Origin of the sequence: Olleya sp. 1-3 (genome assembly GCF_002836085.1) — a bacterium.
In the GTDB taxonomy this organism is placed as follows: Bacteria; Bacteroidota; Bacteroidia; order Flavobacteriales; family Flavobacteriaceae; genus Olleya; species Olleya namhaensis.
In genome coordinates, this window is the sequence record NZ_PJBW01000001.1 from 299,345 (window position 1) to 322,389 (window position 23,045).

At 33.2% G+C, this 23,045-nt stretch carries 21 protein-coding genes; 5 read left to right on the forward strand and 16 right to left on the reverse strand.

Translation table 11 applies throughout. The annotated features are described in order from the left end of the window. Window positions 1–55: 55 nt before the first annotated feature. Window positions 56–496 (reverse strand): hypothetical protein, encoded by a 441-nt coding sequence (locus CXF54_RS01290; RefSeq protein WP_101202123.1) that lies wholly within the window; start codon window positions 494–496, stop codon window positions 56–58. Continuing rightward, window positions 496–930: a helix-turn-helix domain-containing protein gene (locus CXF54_RS01295; protein WP_101202124.1), complete on the reverse strand. Its 435-nt coding sequence runs from the start codon at window positions 928–930 to the stop codon at window positions 496–498. The genes CXF54_RS01290 and CXF54_RS01295 overlap by 1 nt, the downstream gene beginning before the upstream one ends. 615 nt (window positions 931–1,545) lie before the next feature. Between CXF54_RS01295 and CXF54_RS01305 the strand changes: the two genes are divergently transcribed. Together CXF54_RS01305 and CXF54_RS01310 are read left to right on the forward strand one after the other, a co-directional pair. After that, window positions 1,546–1,887, forward strand: coding sequence for a hypothetical protein (locus tag CXF54_RS01305; protein ID WP_101202126.1), 342 nt, complete (start codon window positions 1,546–1,548; stop codon window positions 1,885–1,887). 113 nt (window positions 1,888–2,000) lie between these two features. Beyond that, window positions 2,001–2,501: a DUF4440 domain-containing protein gene (locus CXF54_RS01310; protein WP_157823369.1), complete on the forward strand. Its 501-nt coding sequence runs from the start codon at window positions 2,001–2,003 to the stop codon at window positions 2,499–2,501. Window positions 2,502–2,634: 133 nt separating this feature from the next. On the opposite strand, the gene lysM is transcribed toward CXF54_RS01310, so the two are convergent. Next, on the reverse strand, window positions 2,635–3,129 hold the full coding sequence (lysM, locus tag CXF54_RS01315) for a peptidoglycan-binding protein LysM (RefSeq protein ID WP_101202128.1): 495 nt from the start codon (window positions 3,127–3,129) through the stop codon (window positions 2,635–2,637). 194 nt (window positions 3,130–3,323) lie between these two features. Further along, window positions 3,324–4,265 carry a nicotinic acid mononucleotide adenyltransferase gene (locus CXF54_RS01320; RefSeq protein ID WP_101202129.1) on the reverse strand — a complete coding sequence of 314 codons (942 nt, stop codon included), beginning with the start codon at window positions 4,263–4,265 and terminating at the stop codon, window positions 3,324–3,326. A gap of 130 nt (window positions 4,266–4,395) precedes the next feature. On the opposite strand from CXF54_RS01320, the gene CXF54_RS01325 reads away from it, so the two are divergent. Next, window positions 4,396–5,397 (forward strand): NAD(P)H-dependent glycerol-3-phosphate dehydrogenase, encoded by a 1,002-nt coding sequence (locus CXF54_RS01325; RefSeq protein WP_090836800.1) that lies wholly within the window; start codon window positions 4,396–4,398, stop codon window positions 5,395–5,397. Window positions 5,398–5,634: 237 nt separating this feature from the next. Here CXF54_RS01325 and CXF54_RS01335 read toward each other — a convergent pair whose 3' ends face one another. Genes CXF54_RS01335 through CXF54_RS01360 form a run of 6 tightly spaced genes read right to left on the reverse strand, consistent with a single transcriptional unit; the run spans window position 5,635 to window position 11,550 of the window. Further along, the gene (locus tag CXF54_RS01335; protein ID WP_101202131.1) at window positions 5,635–6,030 is read right to left on the reverse strand and encodes a hypothetical protein; all 396 of its coding nucleotides are present in this window, start codon (window positions 6,028–6,030) and stop codon (window positions 5,635–5,637) included. A 60-nt stretch (window positions 6,031–6,090) separates the two neighbouring features. After that, window positions 6,091–6,447 (reverse strand): DUF6686 family protein, encoded by a 357-nt coding sequence (locus CXF54_RS01340; protein ID WP_101202132.1) that lies wholly within the window; start codon window positions 6,445–6,447, stop codon window positions 6,091–6,093. Window positions 6,448–6,462: 15 nt separating this feature from the next. Then, window positions 6,463–8,661: a PepSY domain-containing protein gene (locus tag CXF54_RS01345; protein ID WP_101202133.1), complete on the reverse strand. Its 2,199-nt coding sequence runs from the start codon at window positions 8,659–8,661 to the stop codon at window positions 6,463–6,465. 10 nt (window positions 8,662–8,671) lie between these two features. Continuing rightward, the gene (locus CXF54_RS01350; RefSeq protein ID WP_101202134.1) at window positions 8,672–9,157 is read right to left on the reverse strand and encodes a DUF2271 domain-containing protein; all 486 of its coding nucleotides are present in this window, start codon (window positions 9,155–9,157) and stop codon (window positions 8,672–8,674) included. A 9-nt stretch (window positions 9,158–9,166) separates the two neighbouring features. Beyond that, entirely contained in the window at window positions 9,167–10,630 is a 1,464-nt protein-coding gene (locus CXF54_RS01355) for an ankyrin repeat domain-containing protein (protein WP_101202135.1), read from the reverse strand. Window positions 10,631–10,635: 5 nt separating this feature from the next. Next, window positions 10,636–11,550, reverse strand: coding sequence for a DUF6607 family protein (locus CXF54_RS01360; RefSeq protein WP_101202136.1), 915 nt, complete (start codon window positions 11,548–11,550; stop codon window positions 10,636–10,638). 92 nt (window positions 11,551–11,642) lie between these two features. Here CXF54_RS01360 and CXF54_RS01365 point away from each other — a divergent pair, with 92 nt between their 5' ends. Both CXF54_RS01365 and CXF54_RS01370 read left to right on the forward strand, forming a co-directional pair. Further along, complete coding sequence (locus tag CXF54_RS01365) at window positions 11,643–13,784, forward strand: TonB-dependent receptor plug domain-containing protein (RefSeq protein ID WP_101202137.1); 2,142 nt, start codon at window positions 11,643–11,645, stop codon at window positions 13,782–13,784. 11 nt (window positions 13,785–13,795) lie between these two features. After that, entirely contained in the window at window positions 13,796–14,887 is a 1,092-nt protein-coding gene (locus tag CXF54_RS01370; RefSeq protein ID WP_101202138.1) for an HmuY family protein, read from the forward strand. Between the two features lie 63 nt (window positions 14,888–14,950). Here the strand turns inward: CXF54_RS01370 and CXF54_RS01375 are convergent, their stop codons facing one another. From CXF54_RS01375 to pheS, 6 genes are all read right to left on the reverse strand, one after another. Then, window positions 14,951–15,544 carry a TetR/AcrR family transcriptional regulator gene (locus tag CXF54_RS01375; RefSeq protein WP_101202139.1) on the reverse strand — a complete coding sequence of 198 codons (594 nt, stop codon included), beginning with the start codon at window positions 15,542–15,544 and terminating at the stop codon, window positions 14,951–14,953. An 11-nt stretch (window positions 15,545–15,555) separates the two neighbouring features. Next, the gene (locus CXF54_RS01380; RefSeq protein WP_101202140.1) at window positions 15,556–16,974 is read right to left on the reverse strand and encodes an efflux transporter outer membrane subunit; all 1,419 of its coding nucleotides are present in this window, start codon (window positions 16,972–16,974) and stop codon (window positions 15,556–15,558) included. A 5-nt stretch (window positions 16,975–16,979) separates the two neighbouring features. Further along, window positions 16,980–20,117, reverse strand: a complete 3,138-nt coding sequence (locus CXF54_RS01385) for an efflux RND transporter permease subunit (RefSeq protein ID WP_101202141.1) — start codon at window positions 20,115–20,117, stop codon at window positions 16,980–16,982. Between the two features lie 21 nt (window positions 20,118–20,138). After that, a complete protein-coding gene (locus tag CXF54_RS01390) occupies window positions 20,139–21,272 on the reverse strand; it encodes an efflux RND transporter periplasmic adaptor subunit (RefSeq protein WP_101202142.1) in 1,134 nt (377 codons plus the stop codon). Between the two features lie 12 nt (window positions 21,273–21,284). After that, window positions 21,285–21,788, reverse strand: coding sequence for a GbsR/MarR family transcriptional regulator (locus CXF54_RS01395; RefSeq protein WP_101202143.1), 504 nt, complete (start codon window positions 21,786–21,788; stop codon window positions 21,285–21,287). Between the two features lie 173 nt (window positions 21,789–21,961). Beyond that, window positions 21,962–22,981, reverse strand: coding sequence for a phenylalanine--tRNA ligase subunit alpha (gene pheS / locus CXF54_RS01400; protein WP_101202144.1), 1,020 nt, complete (start codon window positions 22,979–22,981; stop codon window positions 21,962–21,964). Window positions 22,982–23,045 lie beyond the last annotated feature (64 nt).

The window sequence follows — 23,045 nt, forward strand, 5'->3', positions numbered from 1 at the left end:
CTATTTTAGTCCTCATAAAACTAGTTGGCAGTAATTTAGCGAAATGCATCCGAAGTTAATTTTTATCTTTAAAAATATTATCAAGATTTATTAAAGGATAGACTTCTTTTTGAGCTATTGTTCCTTTTAACTTCTCTGAAAGAATTCCACGAACTGTTGAAATTGATTGCATAACTAAATTACGTAAAAGTGGATTTGGAATATCATAATTATTTTCAGATTTCTTCTTAATAACTTCGCTGAAAGGATGAATTTTAAAGAAATTCTCCACTTTTATTTCAGCAAACGCTTCTTTAGTTTCAAGAATAACTAATCGAACATCAACTGTACAAACTATTTTTTCTTCCTTTTCTAAAATTCTAAAATTAAAATTACTTTGAAACTCAATTAATCCTTTTGCCTCCGCATCAAAATCTTGTTCTAAATCAAATTGAGAATATTTGTTTAGTTTTATTTCATCAAACCTTAAACCAAATGTTAATTCTTTTTCTTCCATTACTCTTCTAATGTTAAATATTGTGAATCAAATTCTAAAAACTCATTTGCTCTACTTTGTAAAGAAAATAATTTATTGGAATGAGTCAAGTGTAAAATATTCAAATTAATTTCAATGTGCGTATTTGATATTTTTGATATAAAATCAAAAGATTTTTTAGATCTAATTTTAAAATCTATTTTTATTTCATAAGTCTTTTCAAACTTATTTAAAAATGACGCATTAAATTTTTTTGTGCCAGACATTAATTGGCTAATGTAAGCCTCTGAACATCCTATATTACTTGCGAAATCACGCTGACTAATTTGATTAACGTCTAAAAAGTCATCAACTTCTTTCATTAATCTTAAACTAACTAAAGCCTCATCAATTTTAGTTCTATTATTCTCTCTATAAGAAGATAATGAATTTGATTGTTCGATTAATTCTTTCATTTTAATAATTTTTGAATTGAAATTTTATGAATTGATTCAATTGTTGTTGTTAATTTTTTGGTGTTTTGTTGAGATTGTTTTCTTCCATACCTACAAATATAAAGTTCCCTATAACCTCCCGATTTACAGCACAAGGTGTAAAACCTATGAACATCAACTTTGATGGCGTAAATATCACCTAAATCACATTTGGACTCGAAATTAAATTGTGTTTTATTCGCTATATTTTGTTTAACCGCTTCAAGTATAAGTACGAATTTATTTATAAACTTATCGTTCCTATTTATTTCTGTGAATTTTTTTGTAACATCAGAGTTACTTAAATTCAAGTATACCCTGAATTTATATTCATCGCAGAAATCAATTAAATAGAAATTTTCCAAAAAACTTAACCTATTAGTTAAGTGCAAATGTATAATATTAAAATGAATTACAAAATATCTAATGTTAAATAAAAGAAAAACTACTGCCAACACCGTATAAACTTTATTGCTATTAAGTGTCTATTTGCGAAAATCTTCGCCTAAATTTAATTTGTTTTTTATTTAGTAACTTTACTGCTAAACCAACGCAACAAAGCTTATACAACAACGTTAGCAAACAGTTGCCCATAAAATGAAAACAGGAACAATATCGGTAATAATAGCTCTAATTGGAATTTTATTTGTGATTTGGTTTAACATTCAAACATCGGAATTATTTCTAACTGAATTATCTAAAATGCAAAGTGGTTCGGGTTTAAGCCCTACAATAGTTACAAGTGGAAAATTGAATAAATTGATCGCAATAGGAATTGGATTACTCGGACTTTTTCTCGGAATCAAATCTTTAAGGAATAGAAAACGAATAGGAATACTTGGAATATTTCTTTCGGTTTTTTTAATCGTTTTAACTTTTATACCGATTTGGGAATATATACTTTCTGATTCTGCTCTTGATATAAATTTCAGGAATTAAAAATCGATTTGCCATCAACCTATATAATTTACTATTGAGCTTCTTACCTAATTACTAAAACAAGCAACAAACCAAATACAACAACGTTGACAATCATTAAAAAAATGAAAATTATGAAGAGGTTTCTAATAGTACTTGTTATTTGTGCTTTCTATTCTTGTAATAACAAAATAAGTCCAGATTCAATAAATTATATTGAATTAAATGAATTTCAAAAACAGGCGGATATTGATTCCGTTAAAGGATTAATATCAAAATCATTTCAAGATATTTGGTCTGATTTAGATTCAACAAAAATAAAAAAACATCATACAACTGATTATTTTCTTCTTGAAAATGGTGTAGTATGGAATAATGATTCTATTTCTAATTTTATGATAAGAGCACGGATAAGAGACGCCAAACAACAATCCCTTAGAATAAATCGATTTGATTTCTTAAAAACCGTACATAATAAAAGTACAATATGGATTGCGTATGATAATTTTGGAACATGGATAAAAGAAAACGACACTCTAAACACTGCCCATTGGCTTGAAAGTGCAGTCGCAAAAAAGGAAGGTGGCAAATGGAAAATTCAACAATTACATTCTACTTATGTAGGAAAAAAATAGAATGAACTGCCCACAACGTGCACAACAATTAACTAGTATAAGTTACTTGCAATTCACCCAAAACCAACTTCAAATAAACCCACAAAAAAACGCCAACTTCACAGTTGGCGTTTTTTATATATAAAAGTATACTTTAGTCTAAAGCAGGGATACGTAATACTTGTCCAACATAAATTTTGTCTGGATCTGTAAGCATTGGTTTATTAGCCTCAAAAATCTCAGTATATTTCATGGCATTACCATAATATTTTTTGGCAATTTTACCTAAAGTGTCTCCGCTTACTACTGCATGAAACTGTGCTTCTGGCACAACTACTGCTGCTACTGCAACCGTCATTTTATCGTCTACTGTTGCAATACCGTCGCTGTTACCAACTAAAAGTACCATTTTTTCTTTTGTTGCTTGATCTGCTGCTTCACCAGAAATGGTTGCTGCATCATCATCTATAAAAATAGTTAAGCCTTCTACGTGTAAGTCTAAGTCTCTTGCAGTCTCTTCTAGCTTACTGGCAGCTAATGCTTCCATTTTAACTTCAGCTGCAGCTGCTTCTGCCACTTCTTCTTTATCTGTTTTTCCTATTCCAAAAACTTTAGCTCCTGCGTTTTTAATAAATGAAAATAATCCCATAATTGTTTGTGTTAGTTTAATTGTTATTTAATAATTCTAAAGTTAAAACATTAGTTGCCCAACTCCAACTTATGTTAACAAATCTTATGCCAAGCCTTTGTTAAATTAGGATTTTTCACCCTAATGTATACAAACAGAAAAACCGTTAAAAGCTCTCGCTTAAAACGGTTTTTACTAACTAACTAATTCACTCTTTATGCTCTTGTATTCTCTCTATCGTTATCTTGTTTTTTGGTGTGTTGCACACGCTTTTTAAGTCCTGAAGTTTTAGATGTATTAACGTCTTTACCCTCTTTTAAAAATTCGATATAACCACGCCCAGTAAACTCGTAAGTCGTTCCAGAATTTGGGTGGAATAATTCAATACGTTGGTCGTTAAGGATACTTAACTCAAATTGTTCGTTATCAAAATAATCATAATCTAAAACCAATGTCTTTAAGTACATGTTACCACTAACGTTTCCTACGCCATATATTCCTGTATAATCCCAATATAAATTGTTAGGATTTATTCCGTTTGGATCTTGACTGCTCTGGAAAGTGTTATCGTTTCCGCCTGATAAAAACTGTAAATAGTTTTCGTTATCAAATTCATTTAAAGCACCATAATTACTGGTATATGTTTTTTCCCAAGCATTATATTCTTGTAAAAAATATTGGATATTGTCATAAAACACAAAGTCATAATCAAAATTACTACGTTGGTAACCATGTAAAAAATACGATGTATCTGTAAATGGGTTGTACAACTCTATAGTGTTATTATTAACTTGGTATACATCAAAACTATCATAACCATCAATATCATGATCTATATCTAAGATGTTGTCATAAGCGTTATAATACCCAATCGGGATACCAAAACCGTTACCTTGACTACCAATACCAACTAAATTATTATTAGCGTAAAGCGTCCCGTTTCTAAAAGACACGGTAAAGGCTATTTGTAAAAAAGGCGACTCGCCATAACCAATAGTCTCATCCACCGCAACGTACCAAAGCTCGTTAGCGTTAAGCATTTGATTAATACTGATAGGTAGTGGATCGTTATAATTATCTACCGCTACTTCTGTATAACAAGATGTAAATAATGTTGCTATTAAAGCAAAACCTGTAAGTAGTTTTATCGTTTTCATAATCTGTCGTTTTAAGGATTGATACTAAGTGTGTTTCAAAAGCTGTGCCAAAAACAAAATAACATTGCTAAACCATTAACATAAAACATTAAAATTTTGCGTATTTTTGATATAGAATAGAAAGTTATTTATGAGTCAACAATTAAAATACGCTGTTTTTGGATCCGGAAGTTGGGCTACTGCAATTGTAAAAATGCTGTGCGAAAACTTGGATGAAGTAGGATGGTACATGCGTAGCGTTTACACCAAAGAGCATTTATTAAAAGAACAACATAACCCAAGTTACTTAAGCTCTGTCGAGTTTCATTTAGAGCAATTAAAACTAAGTAATGATATTAACGAAATGGCAGAATATGCTGATGTACTAATTTTTGTAGTACCATCTGCCTTTATACATTCTGAGTTACAAAAACTAACCGTAGATATTACCAATAAAACCGTAGTGTCTGCTGTAAAAGGAATACTTCCAGAAACGGGTATGCTTCTTGGCGAGTATTTTCATGACAGTTACAAAATACCGTTTGAGAACATTGCAGTTATCGCAGGGCCATGCCACGCAGAAGAGGTTGCTTTAGAGCGTTTATCCTATTTAACCATATCTTGTGCCGATCAGAAAAAAGCGCAAGCCATAGCGGATGTATTGTCAAGCGATTATATAAAAACCAAAACTAGTGATGATGTAATTGGTACAGAATACGCTGTAATGCTTAAAAACATTTACGCTATTGCTGCCGGAATTGCACACGGATTGGGTTACGGAGATAACTTCCAGAGTGTATTAATGAGTAACGCCATCCGAGAAATGAAGCGTTTTATTAAAAAAATGCACAAAATGAAACGTAACATCAATAACTCAGCCTACTTAGGCGATTTATTAGTTACCGGATACTCTACCTTTTCTAGAAACCGTTTATTTGGAAACATGATTGGTAAAGGCTACACCGTAAAATCTGCACAAATGGAAATGAGTATGGTAGCAGAAGGGTATTATGCCACTAAAAGTGCCCATATATTAAACGAAAAAAACAAAAAGAAAACACGCTTACCAATTATAGAAGCGGTTTACGATGTGTTATACGAAGGTAAGGACGCCAAAAAGGTGTTTCAGAAACTAACCGATAAATTAGATTAAAAAAAGTCCCTTTGTATATAGTATATAAAGGGACTTTTTGCTTTTTGCTTGTTATCTTTCTGCCTGTTACTTTTTAAATCTATTTGGGCGTTACCCAAGGGTCGCGCTTTACGTTGCAATCTTTTTAATCGTGCCTCATAAAAAGGATTTACACTACAATCGCTAACGCAGGCATCAGTAAAGGTGTAGGCACAAACAGTATGTGTTTTACACGCTGCAATCTGCCCTAAAAACAAACTACTTAACCAAAACACCGCGCGCTTCCATTAACGGAACTGCCTGCAAAGCGTTTAAGTTAATCGTGTTTTTTCTAAAGGTATAGGTTTTATCAAACATTTTGTTACCTTCAAAAAAAGTGACTTTAAATTGATTGTTTAAAGTAAATAAATCCTCTTGCATCAACTCTATTTTAGCATAACTCTTTTTAGGTAGTTTGTCTAGTTTTTTTCTGAAAATAGAAGTCATTTTATCATCAGAATACCCACTAGTTACAATTAAAACCATTTCTAAATCTACGTCTTTATCGTTAATGATATAAGCATTCCAATCTTGGGTCTTGTAAATGTCGTTATACTCATTTACTACTGCTATATAAACGTTTTCTACTGAAGGTATTTGGATGTCTTTTTTCATTACTTAATTACGCTCTTAGATATTTTAAAATACAAATTTAATATTAAATTCTAAGCTATTCTAGTTTACAATACAAGTATAATCTATATCGTCAACATTTAAAAAGGTATTAAAAACGCTGTTGTTTTGTGTGCTAACCAATGTTTTAAGCTCTTTAATTTCCTGTCTATTAAACATCAACACTAAATTATCTTGTTTTGTTGGCACGGGTATTTTACGCTTTACGTTAGCATTAGCATACTTTTGTTCCCAATATTCCGCTTCAATAAACAGCACGTAGTTTCTAAAAATAGTATACTCGTCTGGAGTAAACTCAAAATAGATGTTATTAAATTCTAAGTGAAACTGTACGCAGTTTTTACAAAAATTTAATTCGCCTTGAGATGTCTTATTAATTGATTGTATATGCTTACACATAGTTTAAATTTAAGATTAATAACAGTCTGTTACAATCTGATTATTGTGTTCAAAAACACTTAAAGGTTGCTGTAGCCTGGATGTTGTTATTTGATTTAAAGTGTCTAATACTTGATTTTGCATTGCTATTGATCCACAAATCATAATCACTCCGTTGTTTTTTAAAACTTCGGCAATAATAGACTGTTGTTTGGCAATGACATCTTGAACATATAGTCTAGTATTGTTTTCTTGCGATAATGCCATATTAAAACTAGTTAAAGACCCGCTATTTAAACTCGCATCAATACTGGTTTTATACAACTGTAAAGACTGTGTGGTACGTCCACCCCAAAACAAATGCTTAACTACAGGATTTGTGTCTTGCATCATTCCTAAAAATGGACCAATCCCTGTGCCATTAGCAATCAAAACCACGCTTTTAACACGTTTACTTTTAGGTAAATTAAACGTTGGATTTGGCTTAATTACACCTTTGATTTGGTCGCCAATAGTCAGATTATAAAAATAATTTGAGCACACACCAAATTCGTGCTTTTTAATACTTATTACTATAGCACCTCCTATTTTTCCGATAGAATACAGACGCGCTACGCCATCCTGTTCAGGAATAATGGATAGTAAATCTCCCGATTTAAACGACAACCTTTTATTAGGTTTTAAGGTCAAAACAAAGGTATTGTCTATATTAATTTCGGTTTTACTCACCACCGTAAATGCTTGTTGCTTCCTTTGTTTACTAGATACTTTTATACTTGCTACATCTAAATCCAAACCAATAGATTTAGACCATTGCAATGCCCACTTTTCAAAATCCATTTCTGACTGGTTGTGTATTTTACACAACTCTAGATTAGGCTGAAACTGGGGATGTAATTGCAAATTAGCATCTACTAATTGTGCGTATTTACAATACGCTGCATAATTTAAAGATCCAAATCCAACAACTGCGTACTGTATTTGTTGTTTTTGCGGGACCGTATTTAATACCGATAAAAACTGCTTTGCATTTATAGGTGCTTCTCCTTCTCCATAAGTAGAGGTTAAAACAATTAATTGCTTTGCATTTTTATAGGTTGTGTAACTGTTTAAATCTGTAATAAAAACAGACTGTCTATTAGCTAACAGCGCGTTATAAAAGGCGGTTGCTAATCCATAAGTACTCCCTGTTTCTGAGCCCACAAGAATGATATATTCGGCTGTATCCTTTGCTATTTTATTTTTAGGCAGTACAGCATTTTGTCTTCTTTTAATAGTCATTTTAAACCCTGAATAGATAAAAAACAGAATGTTTAAACAAGCAATCAATAAGACTATAGACCACCAAACACTGCCTTTTCCGGTATGTAATACTAAACTCCAATCTGATAAGAAAGTCGTCATTGGATAATTTACTTGACTTAAAATCTGACCTGAATATTGATGCACCAGAAGCTCCTTACTATCCTGTTTTAAAGTGTAATAATCTTCTTCATCTTCGGAAAAAGGAAACTCTAAACTAACAACCTCAGCCAATGTCGTCGCATTAAAAACGGTTCCGTCTGGCTGTATTTCCGCGAAAGCGTTATTATTAAAATCGATGTTATGCGCAGGCTTATTTTCTGTAATAACATCAAATTTTAGCAGCGACAAATAGACGCCTGTAAGGGTTATAATTACAATAGGAATAAGGGATAACCGACCCAAAACAACATGCCAATATTGCGAAAAATCTTCTTTTACAATTTTAGCAAAAAACCGTTTAATACCGCTTTGGCGTTTAATAATTAAAATGGCTCCTGAAAAAGCAATTAGAAACAATAAAAACGAACCCAATCCAACCAAAAAGCGCCCCGTACTTTTTAAAAATAACGAACGGTGTAAATTGGTTGTAAACTTAAAGAGATTGGATACTTCAGGTTTTTCGCCTAAAAAGGCAGCTGTTTTTGGATTAAAATACCCATTTAAAGCAGTCCCTTTTTTAGTAATTACAGAAGCAGACACAAATTGATTTGCATCTACTTCTATAGTAATAACTTCTGGATATTGACGTTTAAACGTCGCGACCGTTTGATCTAAATCAAGCTGATCTAAAGCTTCTATTTTATAGGATTGTAGTTGTTCTGATATAGGCTGAAACGCTAATACAATACCCGTTATAGTTGCTAAAAAAACAAATACAAACGATGCTAGTGCCAATGTTAAGTGACTATACCTCCAAATAGAAAGGGTCATAAATACGCGATTAGTTTGGCATTAAACGTACGTAACGTATAAATCCGGTGCCTTCTGTTTTACTTTTTACGCTTTCTGATGTTAGTACAAACTGGACATCTTTAGTGTAATATTCTTGATCCTCTACTGCCGACTCAAAACGGATGCTGTACCCTGCATTGATTTTAGAATCTTCAATCTCAATAACACTTATTGCACGCTCTCCGCCAGAAATAGTTGCACCTGTAAAGGCATCAATTTCTGTTCTAACTTTGCCTTGAAACTTCCACCATTCTGTAATGTCATGATACCACTCTTCATCATCTCCTTGGACGTATAATGTTTTTTCATATGCTCCCTCAGGATTAATTAAAGAGATGGCTATATACGCCCCTTCTCCGCTATAATTGGTCATTTGTACCATACACTTATATTTGGAAGTTGTTGGTAATGCGGTAAAAGAGAACAGTACTAAACACAGGACTGCAAGGCTAACTATTAGTTTACTTTTTTTCATTTTATAAATTTATTTTAAAAAACTTAATGCCACTTTATTATGAATTAAAATTTCGTTTTCAGATGCTAAATCATAAGCTGTTTCTTCAAAACTTGTTGTTGCTTTTTTATCCGCACCAATAGATAATAAGTATCTTATAATAGTCGTGTTTGTTGCCTTCATAGCAGCCAAATGTAAAGGTGTATAACCTTCAGTATTAGCTGTATTTACATCCACTTGAAACTGATTAATTTGCTTTAAAAAATCAACATTGTTTTTATCTAAGGCTAAATGTAATAATGTGTTTCCGTTTTTCTGAGGTTTAGTAAACTCAAAATTGGCTTGTTCTAACACTTGTAATTTAGCGGTAAAGTCTTTTTCCGTTCTTGGACTAAAAGCGTTGATTAAATAATATGCTAAATTATTTCCGTTAGCATCCACCAACGTTGTACTAGCCTTTTTAGATAATAGTAGTTTAACCACGTCTGTTGTGTTATTTTGTACTGCTAACATTAAAGCAGATTGCCCTTTTTTATTAGTATAATCAATAGTATCCACATGTTTTAAAAGCGCTGCAACAACCTCAATACTATTATTACTTACTGCGTTTAAAAATGGTGTATTTCCGTTTTTGTCTGCTGCATTTACAGCAATACCTTTTTTAATAAAATAATTAATAACCTCTAAATCTTGACTTCTAGAAGCGACATTATGTAACGGTGTAATATTATCTGTTGTTTTAGTATTTGGGTTTAAACCAATACTTTCTAAATAATTGTAAACCTCTAATCCGTTAGTTTTACCTCTAGTACCTTGGCTAGCAAATATAAACGCTTGATCGGTACCTTTTTTACCTTCTTTGATTAGTCCTTTAAGCAACTCTAAATTACCTGTTCTAGCGACGTAGTTAAAAATTCCGTTTCCGTTATTATCAACACTTTTATCGCTTAAACCTTTGTAAATAAAGTAACCTGTTAATCTAATATCATTAGGTGCTGCTAGTAATAACGCGTTAGCACCATCATGATTAACATCGTTTTTTAAATCTGCTCCATTTGCAATACAAACGTCATACACCTTAGTGTTAGTCTGTCCTGCGTTTGCTGCAAAATTTAAAGCAGTTAAACCGTGATCATCTAAAATATCTGTCTTGGCACCTTTGCTAATAAAATACTCCATTATTTTATCGTTACCAGCGTACGCTGCCCAAAAAATATAAGTACGCCCATCGTGCGTTAATTTGTTAACATCATTCCCTTTTAAAGACACTAGATATTCTAAAACCTCATTTGGTGCCTGCTGTAAAATAGCGTAGACAACAGGATCAAAATTGTTATCATTTAACTCCGTTGGATTATTACCTGCATCTACTTGTGCCTTAACAGCATCAATAGTTACGGTAGGATTCCAAAACCCTCTATTTAAAAACACATTGTCTTGCGCACTTACTGTTATGCTTACAAGTAGTAAACTTATTGCTATTATTTTTTTCATATTAATTATATCTGTTTTTTAATAAAACGTTCAATTATTGGATCTATTTGCTCTGATGTCGAGTAATTTTCGTCATCAAACAAATATTTGAATAACACTTTATTATCCACTTTTGCTTCTAACGCTAAATCTTGGTGTCTTGCAAAAACAGACGCCCACTTAGTACGGACTTTAGCCCACTTTTCTTGCCCTTCTTTCCACCAGTCTTGTGCTGCTTGACACTTACTATCGTCTACCTTTACATAAGTATTATAGCCTTTTTCTTTGGCTAAAACCACATCTTCTTTTCCTGCTTCTCTAATAATTTTCTCATTGTCTTGATCATGTACCCAACCATAATCCATAGTTTGATGCCTGTTACCTCTTAAGGTAATATTATAATCGCTTCTTTTAGTGTATTCGCGTCTTGGTAATGGTGCTGTTGTAGTGTTTTCCCAAAAGCTTTTTCCATCTACATGTACCCATGTTGCAGACCCTTCGTAACGTGGACTATCATCCACCTGATATACTTTTTGTGTCCATTGGTTTTTTACGTCGTCTTTAGATTTTGAAACATACGTCCATTGGTTATCGCCATTAAACATATAAAAATCTGTGTTTTCAAACAACCAGTCTTGTCTCCAATGCTTTACAATATATGGCGCCTCAGGAGTACCTACTTGTAATAAATGCTGAATTACAATTTTATCGTCACTATCCTCAACCAATTGTGCCCACTCCAAACCTTTATCCACTTTAGTTTCTGATGGCTTGTATAAAGAGTCTTGGCTATAGTTAAAAGTCTCTGTAAAGTTAAAAGTTACCTCATAACACCCACACATGTTTTTAATGGCGTTTTGATCTAGTTTTTTCTTGTCTTGCGCATGTAGTGCTATAGAAAATGCTAAAAGTAATACTGGTAAAACTGCTAATTGTTTCATTTGTAATGGTTTGTTTTTTTTATTAAAAAAATGTTGTTCTTATTTAGACTGAATTAAAATAAGATATATATTTGCAGCAAATTTAATCAAGAATGATTCTAAATAAAAACTATTTAACGATTTATTTTTCTTTTTTTTTAGTCGGAATAACTATCGCTCAAAAAAACAAAACGGTTGTTAATGATTCCACAATAATCGAAACACTAGACGAAGTTGTTATTACTGGTCAGTATAATCCACAATCGATAAAAAAATCTGTGCATAACGTGATCGTTATAGACCGAAAAAAGATTGATCAACAAGCTGCTAATAATTTAGCCGACTTACTAAATTTTAACCTTAATTTAAACATTATTCCTAGTGCCCAAACGGGACGTTCTACTATTTCATTTTTTGGCTTAGACTCGCAATACTTTAATATTTTAGTGGATAACATCCCTTTAGTCAGTGATAATGGTGTGGGGAACAACATAGATTTAACGCAAATAAATTTAGACGATATAGAGCGTATCGAAATCGTCGAAGGTGCAGTAGGTGTCGACTATGGTGCCAATGCAGTCTCTGGTGTTATTAATATCATTACCAAAAAATCTATTGCCCATGACTGGGAAATCCAAGCCTTTGTCCAAGAAGAAACAGTAAGTGATGAATATAGCTGGTTTGACCAAGGACGCCACATACAAGCATTTAATATTGGTCATAAAATAAACGAAAAATGGTCCGCTAAATTAGGCTTTAACCGTAATCAATTTGCAGGGTTTTACAACCAACGCGAAGGACAAAACCATTATATAAACGATGGATTACGGGGTTATGATTGGTTACCAAAAACCCAATTAACCTCTAAAGCCAATCTTAATTACTCTGGCACCAACTTTAGATTGTTTTATAAGTTCGAATATTTTAATGAAGACTTAAACTATTACGATGCTGCCGTAAGAGCAAATATAGATACACAGTCACAAACCAGTAATCCCTCTGCAACAGATAGAATATACACTACTAATAGGTTTGTAAATAACTTAAGTTTAAACGGTAGTTTAACTTGTGGAGCTAATTATAATGCGTCATTTTCTTACCAAACACAAAAACGAGATTTAAACGAATTTAACTACTATATCTTAACCAAAGAAAAGTCTAATCAGACCGATGAAACCTACCAATCAAGTGATGTATTTTTCTCTAAAGGAACCATTAATAATTTATCAAAAAGCGATACGTTTAACTATCAATTGGGTTACGAAACTAGATTTATAAAAGGATTTGACACACAGGCTTCCGGAGAAGTTACACAGCAAGATAAAACACAACAACAGAATAATTATGCTGTGTTTATGTCTTCAGAATATAAACTATCTAATAAACTATCACTGCGTCCTGGAGTACGATATGAGTATAACTCAAAATTTAATTCGCAAGTATTAGGATCATTTAGCGCTAGATATTTACTAAACAAAGGGTACGAGCTAAGAGCAAGTATCGGATCGGCTTACCGTACTCCAAATTTTGAAGAGTTGTACTACTATTTTGTAGACTCTAACCACGATGTAAGAGGAAACCAAGACTTAACTCCAGAACAAGGGTTTTCTACTTTTTTAAATCTAAAAAAACGAAGTTGGTTTGGCGAGACTTCTATGACCAACAATCTAAAATTAAGTTATATCAACTTAACAGATAAAATTGAACTAGCTGTAGCAAATACAACCCCCTTACAATACCAATATATAAATATTGATGCGTATCGTTTAATTGGATTTACATCCGAAAACACCATAAAACAAGATAATTGGACTTTTAATTTAGGTGCAACACTACAAGGTGTCTCTAGAATTATGAACACTGAGGTTAATGCAGAAAACGACTTTTTATACGCCTTACAGCTTAATACAAGTGCTACGTATTTAGTTAAAGATTGGGATACTGCGTTTACTGTACTTTTAAAACATAACGGAAAACAACAAAACTACATTGCCGAAGGTAGCGATACTGAAGGTCGCACACTATTTAGAAAATATACCACTGATGCTTACAGTTGGATGGATGCCTCAATAAAAAAGTCCTTTTTAAACAACAAACTACAAGCTACAATTGGAGGTCGAAACTTGCTAGACGTTACGACTGTTGCTACTAATGGCAACACGACAACTGGCACCCACAGCACAAACAACAGTAGCCTTTTACTAGGTTACGGAAGATCATATTACCTAAAACTATTATATAATTTAAATTTTTAAACAACAATACCATGAAAAACAAACTATTTACTTTAGCCCTTTGCATGACTGCATTAGTTTTTACTAACTGTAGTAGCGATGACGATAATACACCATCACAACCAATAAGCGTTGTCATTGAAGGTGCTGCGGTAGCGCCAACAGTTGGTGGACCAAACCAACAAAATCAAGTGTATGTAGACTTAAGTACAAACACAACTACAAGTGTACAACGTGATACTTGGGATTTAGGATTTTATTCTGGATCTGATTTTAAAGTCGTTATTAATGGATCACTTTATATGGCAGCCGCACAATTAACAGAAACTAATATTGATGCTATAAGCAGTACTAGTCAAGAAGTACAAGATTTACAACCGCAAGTAGCGGTTGGTACTTTTGATGCTTCAAACATGGCTTATGTTGATGCTCCAAATGGCGATATAGCAACTACAGCTATTGCTGAAATTTCGGCTACAGCCTCTAATAACAAAGTCTACCTAGTTAATTTAGGAGACACTATTGGAACTGATACACCTGCAACTGGAAGTGTAGATATTTCTGATGATAGTAGAGGTTGGAAAAAAATAAGAGTCCTACAAAATGCAGGGAATTATGTATTACAATATGCAGATTTAGACGCTACAACACACCAAGAAGTAACCATCTCTAAAAATGATAATTACAACTTTACTTTTTTTAGTTTTGATGCTAATAGCACTGTGAGTGTAGAGCCAACAAAAACCGAATGGGACTTGAATTTTACTGTATTTACTAACGAGATTTCTGGTTATGGATCATATGGTTATTCTGATTATGTAGTAAATAACGTCAAGCAAAATGCATTAGCTTATATGATTGATACGGATGTGGATACTGCATTAAGCTATGAAAACTTTTTGCTATCGGATGTTGTCAATTCTAACTTTACAACAGACCAACGTAATATTGGAAGCAGTTGGAGAAACGGTGGTGGACCAGGAAGTTTACCATCTTTAAAAGACAATGTTTTTTATGTTGTTAATGATACAGACGGAAACTTATATAAATTAAAGTTTTTAGCATTAACAAATAATGATGGAGTACGTGGTTACCCAGAATTTGTATATAGTTTACTACAATAAACCCACTATAAAACACATAAAAAAGCCTTAACATTAGATGTTAAGGCTTTTTTTATAATTTTACTATTCCATATACTGGTTAGTGTAATTACTGCTAATTATTCCTTTTAAATTATAAATAACTAAGTGTTTAAACAAGTCTTCTTCAGTATATAATTCGAATAAATTAGTGGACTTAAACAATAAATTGTCCACTCTAAAAAAGTAAATTTTTACTACCAATTCTATATTGACATCTGCTTCAATATAGCCCTCAGCTTTAGCTCGGGTTAGAAGTTCAAACACTGTTTTATTAGACAGGTCTTCTATAAAACCATCAAACAACTGGCTAGCTTTTGGGTAATACTTCTCTAATCCAAATAAAAAAGAGGGCTTAAAGTATTTTAAATACTCAAACCCTCTACGGTAAATTAATATAACACACAAAATAGGATCTTTACCATTGCTATTAACAATCCCATTTATATCCTCTCTAAACTCATTTAATAAACCTTCAAGACTAGCAGTTACTAAATCTTCTTTGTTTTTAAAAAAAGAATAGATTGTTTTTTTTGATATCCCAAGCGAACCTGCTAACTCATCTAACGTCACATGTTTACTACCACATTGCGTAAACTTAGTAATAGCATGTTTTAGCAACTCCGCTTTGGTTATCATTGTTTTCTATTTTATCTCCATCCACCACCAAGTGCTTCGTATAAATCGACGATAGACACTAGTTGTTGTAATTTACTATCAATTATATTTAGCTCTGCGCTTAAGGCACTTTGTCTTGCAGTTAATAAATCTAAGTAGTTAGCATATCCGTTTTTAAGTAAAATATCAGAGTTGCTTTCCGCTTGTCGTAAAGCTTCTACTTCATTTTTTCTAAATTGAAATTTCTTAGTTTCAGATTTATATGAAAATAACGCATTTGACACTTCACTTCCTGCAATTAATAACGTCTTTTTAAACTGAAGCAATGCCTGTTCTTGTTGTGCAATTGCAACTTCCTTTTGTGTTTTTAAAGCACGTTTATTAAATAATGGTTGCGTTAATCCGCCCACTATATTTGCAAAAATTGAGTTTGCATTAAATAATTTATCTATTTCTAAACTTTGTAATCCACCTGAAGCCGTTAATTTTAAAGAAGGATATAAATTACTTTTAGCAACATTTGTTAACTCAAAAGATTGAATCAAATTATACTCTGCAGACATCACATCTGGTCGGTTACTTAATAGTGTTGCAGGAACACCAAGTTTAAGTTGCTCGTCAATTTTCTGAATATCTAAATTACTTCTCTCAAAATCTTGTGCCGATTTACCAAGTAAGATACTTAGCATGTTTTCTGTTTTGAAAATCGCAGTTTCAATATCTACTTGCAACGCTTGTGCACTATTGTATTGCGCCACATTTTGATCTACAGCAACTTGTGTTACTTGTCCCGCTTCTTTTAAAGCTTTAATAGTTTCTACACTTGTTTTTCTAGTCGCAATAGTTTGTTTAGTTACTTCTAATTGTGCATCTAAAGCTAATAAGTTGTAATACGTATTTGCAATGCTTGAAATCAATTGCGTTTTAACCGCTTGATGTCCTGCTACACTTTGTAAGTAAGCCGCTTGCGTTGCTCTTTTATTACTACGTATTTTACCCCAAATATCTGCTTCCCAAGATAAATTTGCAGTAACGTCAAATTGATCTGTAGACGTGTCCGTTAAAAACGCACCAAATTGTGTGTTTTTAGACAACTCTTGATGTGTCCAATTAGTCCCAACACTTACAGATGGTAAGTATCCTGCTTTACCTTGCTTTGCATAAGCTTGGGCAGCTACCATTTGTTGTATTGCAATACGCACATCCATGTTATTTTGTAAACCTTCCTCTATGTACTGTTGTAAATATTGGTCTGTAAATAAGGTTTTCCAAGACACATCTGCAATAGACACGCTATCAGCTGGTAAATTATCTGTTCTGTAAAGCGCATCGCTTACTGGCAGCTCTGGTCTTACATAATCTTGTGCAACAAAACAACTTTGTAATGTTAGCGCAACGACTAATATTAGTGCTCCTTTACTAAAATTTCTATGTTTTATATTAACTTTCATTGTTCTTATTCTTGAATAGTTTGTACTGCTGGTTTACTAGAAACTTTTTCTTGTAACCACTGAAATAATATAAATAGGACAGGGATTACAAAGACCCCTAAAATGGTTCCGATTAACATACCTCCTACAGCTCCTGTACCAATAGAATTGTTTCCTTCAGACCCTACACCTTTTGCAAGTACTAATGGCATCAATCCTAAAATAAAGGCGAAAGACGTCATTAAGATTGGACGTAAACGTGATTTTGCACCATCAATTGCTGCATCTACAATACTTTCTCCTTGTTTACGTCTGGCTAATGCAAACTCTACAATAAGAATTGCATTCTTGGCGAGCAGACCAATAAGCATTATCAGGGCAATTTGGAAGTAAATGTTGTTTTCTAAGCCAAAAAGATAAGTACTGATATATGCTCCAAAAACACCAAATGGCAATGATAATATTACTGCAAATGGTAGTAAGTAACTTTCATATTGTGCACTTAATAAGAAATACACAAACAAGATACTTAAAGCAAAAATAAAGGTGGTTTGGTTACCTGCACTAACTTCCTCTCTAGTTAAACCAGAATAAGCTACTGTGTAATTACTTGGTAGTTTAGCAACTTCCTCTTCAATAACTCTAATCGCGTCCCCTGTACTGTATCCATCATTGGTAGCACCTGATATACTTGTCGAGTTAAATAAGTTGAAACGCGTTACCGATTGTGGCCCATACACACGTTTTAAGTTCACAAACTGTGTAATTGGTGACATTTCTCCAGAATCTGTTCTAACAAACATGCTATTTAAAGCATCTACATCTGCTCTGTCATCTGGTAATGCTTGAATGTATACTCTAAATTGTTTACCAAATTTAGAGAAATCCGAAGCATAAACCCCTCCAATATACCCTTGTAATGTTGAAAATATACTATTAATTGGCACCCCTTTTTCTTTAGCTAAAGGCACATTAATTTCCATTTCGTATTGTGGATAGTTAGTACTAAAAGACGATTGCGCATATTTAATTTCTGGATGACCCATTAACGCCATAGAGAAATCTTTATTTGCTTGATCTAAATCTGTAAACTCGCCACCAAACTTATCTAATAAATTGACTTCAAAACCTGCCGAGTTACCAAAACCACGGATACTTGGAGGTGAGAAGAAAATAATTTTGGCCTCTGGCATTGTTGCTACCACACCAAATAGTTTTCCTGTAATAGCTTGTACTGATGTCGAAGGATCTTCACGATCACCCCAATCTGCTAATTTTATAATACCAAAACCATAGTTACTACCTGCACCACTAATTAAACTACGTCCTTTAATAAAGTTTACTGCGACAATACCATCAATACCATTGATTTTCTCGTATAAATCTCTTGACACAGCATCGGTTCTATCTAAAGACGCACCAGCTGGCAACTCGATGTTAGCGAAAATGATTCCTCTATCTTCATTAGGAACAAACCCTGTAGGTGTGTTTTGTGATGCCCAGAAAATTCCAACAATAGCTAATCCTAATAACACCACTGACACCCATTTTCTTTTGTATAAAAAATGAAGTGATTGACCATAACGTTGTATTGTTGCATTAAATCCACGGTTAAATAATCTATAAAAACGTTTTAATGGACTTTTACCTTTTAGCTCTTCGTCATCCTTGTGCGATTTTAATAATAAAGCACATAACGCAGGACTCAAGGTCAAGGCATTTACTGCCGAAATAAGAATCGCAATAATTAGTGTCACCCCAAACTGTTCGTAAAAGACACCCGTTGGTCCCGTTATAAACGTTACCGGAATAAATACCGCTGCCATTACTAAAGTAATAGATATGATGGCTCCTGATATTTCATTCATAGCAGTTAGTGTCGCTGTCTTAGGATCTTTTTCTCCTTCATCCAATTTAGCATGTACGGCTTCCACAACCACAATGGCATCATCCACAACAATACCAATAGCGAGGACTAATGCAAATAGCGTTAATAAGTTAATAGAATACCCAAACACATTTAGGAAAAAGAATGTACCAATAATAGATACTGGTACTGCAATTGCCGGAATTAATGTCGAACGGAAATCTTGCAAAAAGATAAATACCACTAAGAATACCAGTAAAAAGGCTTCCATTAATGTGCTTATTACCTTCTCGATAGACGCATTTAAAAACAAACTCGTATCATAAGGTACAAACACATCCAATCCTTCAGGCAGGTCTTTTTTAACACCTTCTAAAGTTGTTTTAATGTTTTCAATAATTTCTCTTGCATTAGATCCTTTAGTCTGGAAAATACCCATAAATACGGCAGGATGACCTTTACTCATCGCGTTAGACGCATAAGATTGCGCATCCAACTCGATAGTAGCTACATCACTTAAACGTAAAAACTGTCCGTTACCTAAAGCTTTTATAACAATATCTTCATATTGTTTTTGTTCTTTAAAACGTCCACTATACGTTAATGTATAAGAAAATGCTTCTCCGTTATTTTGTCCTAAAGATCCTGCTGCTGCTTCTAAGTTTTGCTCTGCTAACGCTGCAGAAATATCTGAAGGTATTAATTTATAGGCTGCTAATTTCTCAGGCTTTAACCAAATACGCATAGCATAATCTTGTTGCGAGAATACACTAACATCACCAACACCACTAATACGTTGCATTGCAGGAATTACGTTAATTTTTAAGTAATTCTGAATATATGTAGCATCATAATCCTTGTTCTCCGAGTACATTGAAATAAACATCAAGGCACTTGTTTCTTGCTTTTGAGTCGTTACACCTGTTTGAAGTACTTCTTGAGGTAATAATGAACTTGCTCTAGACACACGGTTTTGCACGTTTACGGCTGCAATATCCGCATCCATCTCCTGATTAAAATACACCGTGATTTCTGCTGTTCCTGTATTTGAAGCTGTAGAGGTAATGTATGTCATTCCTTCTACACCGTTAATTTGTTCTTCAATAGGGACAATTACACTTTCTAATACTGTTTCTGCATTGGCACCAGGGTATGATGCAGTCACTTTAATCGTTGGTGGTGCAATATCTGGATACTCCTCTATAGGTAAGCTTGTTATACTAATAACCCCTAGTATGACTATGATAATAGAGATTACTGTTGAAAGCACTGGTCTTTCAATAAATGTTTTTAACATGACTAATATATTTGTTAGTTACTAGTTTTTAAATAATACGGCTACTGGCTTAATCGCTTCCTCAAAAGATGTTTCTTGTGGCGCAATTGCCATTCCAGCTTTTAATTTACCAACACCAGATACGATAATCTTATCCTTTAAGTCTACTCCAGACTCAACCACATATAAATTATCAATTGTTGCTTTTATTTTTACTATTGAAGTCACAACCTTATTATCCTCTCCAACTTTAAATACCATCACATTTCCTTGTTGCTCATATGTTGATTGCTGAGGGATAACGATTGCATTCTCATATACTGATGGAATTTGGATTGTACCACTATTTCCATTAGTTAACAATTGGTTTGGGTTATCAAATACAGCTCTTAAACTTACTGTACCCGTATTTTTATTAACCTGACCTGTACTTGTTTCGATTTTACCTTTTTCGGAATAAGTGCTTCCGTTTGCTAAAACCAAATTGATATCAGCATAATTAGCTAATTTCTCTTTTAAGTTTTTACCTTCTGCGTTTTGTAAGAAGTCTAAGTATTGAGATTCTGTTAAACTAAAAAACGCATACACTTTACTAATATCACTTACACTAGTTAAAGGTGTTGGATCTGCAGGGCTAACTAAAGCACCTTCTCTATAATTAATAGCACCAACGTAACCATCTACTTGACTTCTAATTGTACCATAACCAATACTTGCAGAGACACTACTATAATTAGCTTTTGCTTGTGCTAAATTAGCTTTAGCAGTTTCTAACTGTACCCCACTAATAATGTTTTTTTGCACTAATGGAATTAATTTATCAACCTCTACTTGTGCTACATTAACACGTGCCTTTGCTGCTCCAGCATCTTGATTTAAAGACTGTGTTTCTAATTTAAATAACACTTGACCTTTACGTACTTTTTGACCTTCGTCAACCATTACTTTTTGAATGTAACCAGATACTTTAGCTCTAACATCACTGTTAACTACACCTTCTAAATTTGTTGGATACGCCTTAAAACCTGTTACGGTTTTAGTTTGTACTTCTGTTACAGGAAAAGGTGAAGCTGGCGCTTGAGCTGCTGCTGCTGGAGCCTCTTGCTTTTTACCACAACTTAAAATGACTAAAAAAGCACTTAATGCTAGTAACGTTACTATTTTATTATGTTTCATTTTTTACTTAGTTTATATATCGAATTGATTGTCTGTAATTTTTTCTCTTAAATCTTTAATAGAAGCACTAGCTCCGTCTATAAATTTGATGTAATCATCATGAAAATTTAAATCAAATTTTTCATCTTCATTTTCTATTTTAGTGTTGTTTATAGTCTCTTTATAATCCTTGATTTCGAGATGTATTATGCGTTCTTCGTTCCAATGATTTACCATTTTATCAATATGTTGAATTATGGTATCTTTTTTAATTACAAAATACTTTTTACGGTCTCCTGTTTTTGTGAAGTATTGAATCTTGTTTAAATCCTGTAAATGATTTAAATGTGTAGAGATTGTACTTTTACTAGCACATAGTACGGTAACCATATCTTCAAATGTGGTTCCTTTTTTACCCGTAAGAATTATATAAGCCAATATACGCGCAGCAACAGGCGCTAATTGCTCTCTGTTTTCTAAATGGACGCCTAGCTTTTCTACTAATGCCATTTTTTCTTTGCAGATATCTTCTTTCATTTTTAAACAATTTAATTTCTAAAATCTTAAACACAGCTTTTTTTTAAACTATATCCTGTGCAAATTTATAACTTAGTTCGGAACTAACCGAACTAACCGAAGTTAAAATGTTGTTAAATAAAAAAGCCAACTGTTAACAGTTGGCTTTTAATTGTAATTAATTGACGTTTAGACTATAATGCAGATTTAAACTGATTTAAGAATCTAACATCGTTTTCGCTTAATAAACGAATATCGCTAATTTGATGTAGTAACATTGCTATACGATCGATACCTACTCCAAAAGCAAATCCAGAATACGTTTCTGCATCAATACCGCAATTGGTTAAGACATTTGGATCTACCATACCACAACCTCCAATTTCTAACCAACCGGTTCCTTTGGTGATTTTGTGATCTGTTTCTGTTTCTAATCCCCAATACACATCTATCTCTGCGCTTGGCTCTGTAAACGGGAAGTATGATGGGCGTAATCTAATTTTAGATTTCCCGAAAAGCTCTGTTGTAAAGTATTGTAAGGTTTGTTTTAAATCTGCAAAGCTTACGTCCTTATCTATATATAACCCTTCCACTTGGTGGAAAAAACAGTGCGAACGCGCAGATATTGCTTCGTTACGGTACACACGTCCTGGTGATATTGTACGGATTGGTGGTGGATTATTTTCCATATAACGTACTTGTACACTACTGGTATGCGTACGTAATAAGATATCTGGATTAGTTTGCACAAAAAAGGTATCCTGCATGTCTCTTGCTGGATGATATTCTGGCAAATTAAGTGCTGTAAAGTTGTGCCAATCGTCTTCTATCTCTGGACCTTCGCTTACATTAAATCCAATGTTAGAAAAGATATCGATAATTTGATTTTTTACGATAGATATTGGGTGGCGTGATCCAATAGTTATTGGTTCTCCTGGTCTTGATAAATCCCCACTTATACCAGCGTCTTGTGTATTATTATCTAGCTCTTCTTTTAAAGCGTTGACTTTATTTTGAGCGGTATTTTTTAAGGTGTTAATTACTTGACCAAATTCTTTTTTCTGGTCGTTTGCCACATTTTTGAATTCGGCAAAATAGTCATTAAGTAATCCTTTTTTTCCTAAATACTTTATACGAAACGCTTCAACCTCTTCTTTGGTTTGTGCCTTAAAGGCTTCTGCTTCTGCTATAAGTTCTTTTATCTTGTCTATCATGATCTTCTAAATGATTGGCAAATTTATGAATTTTATCGTGATTTGCGTTAGCGATGGAGGCATT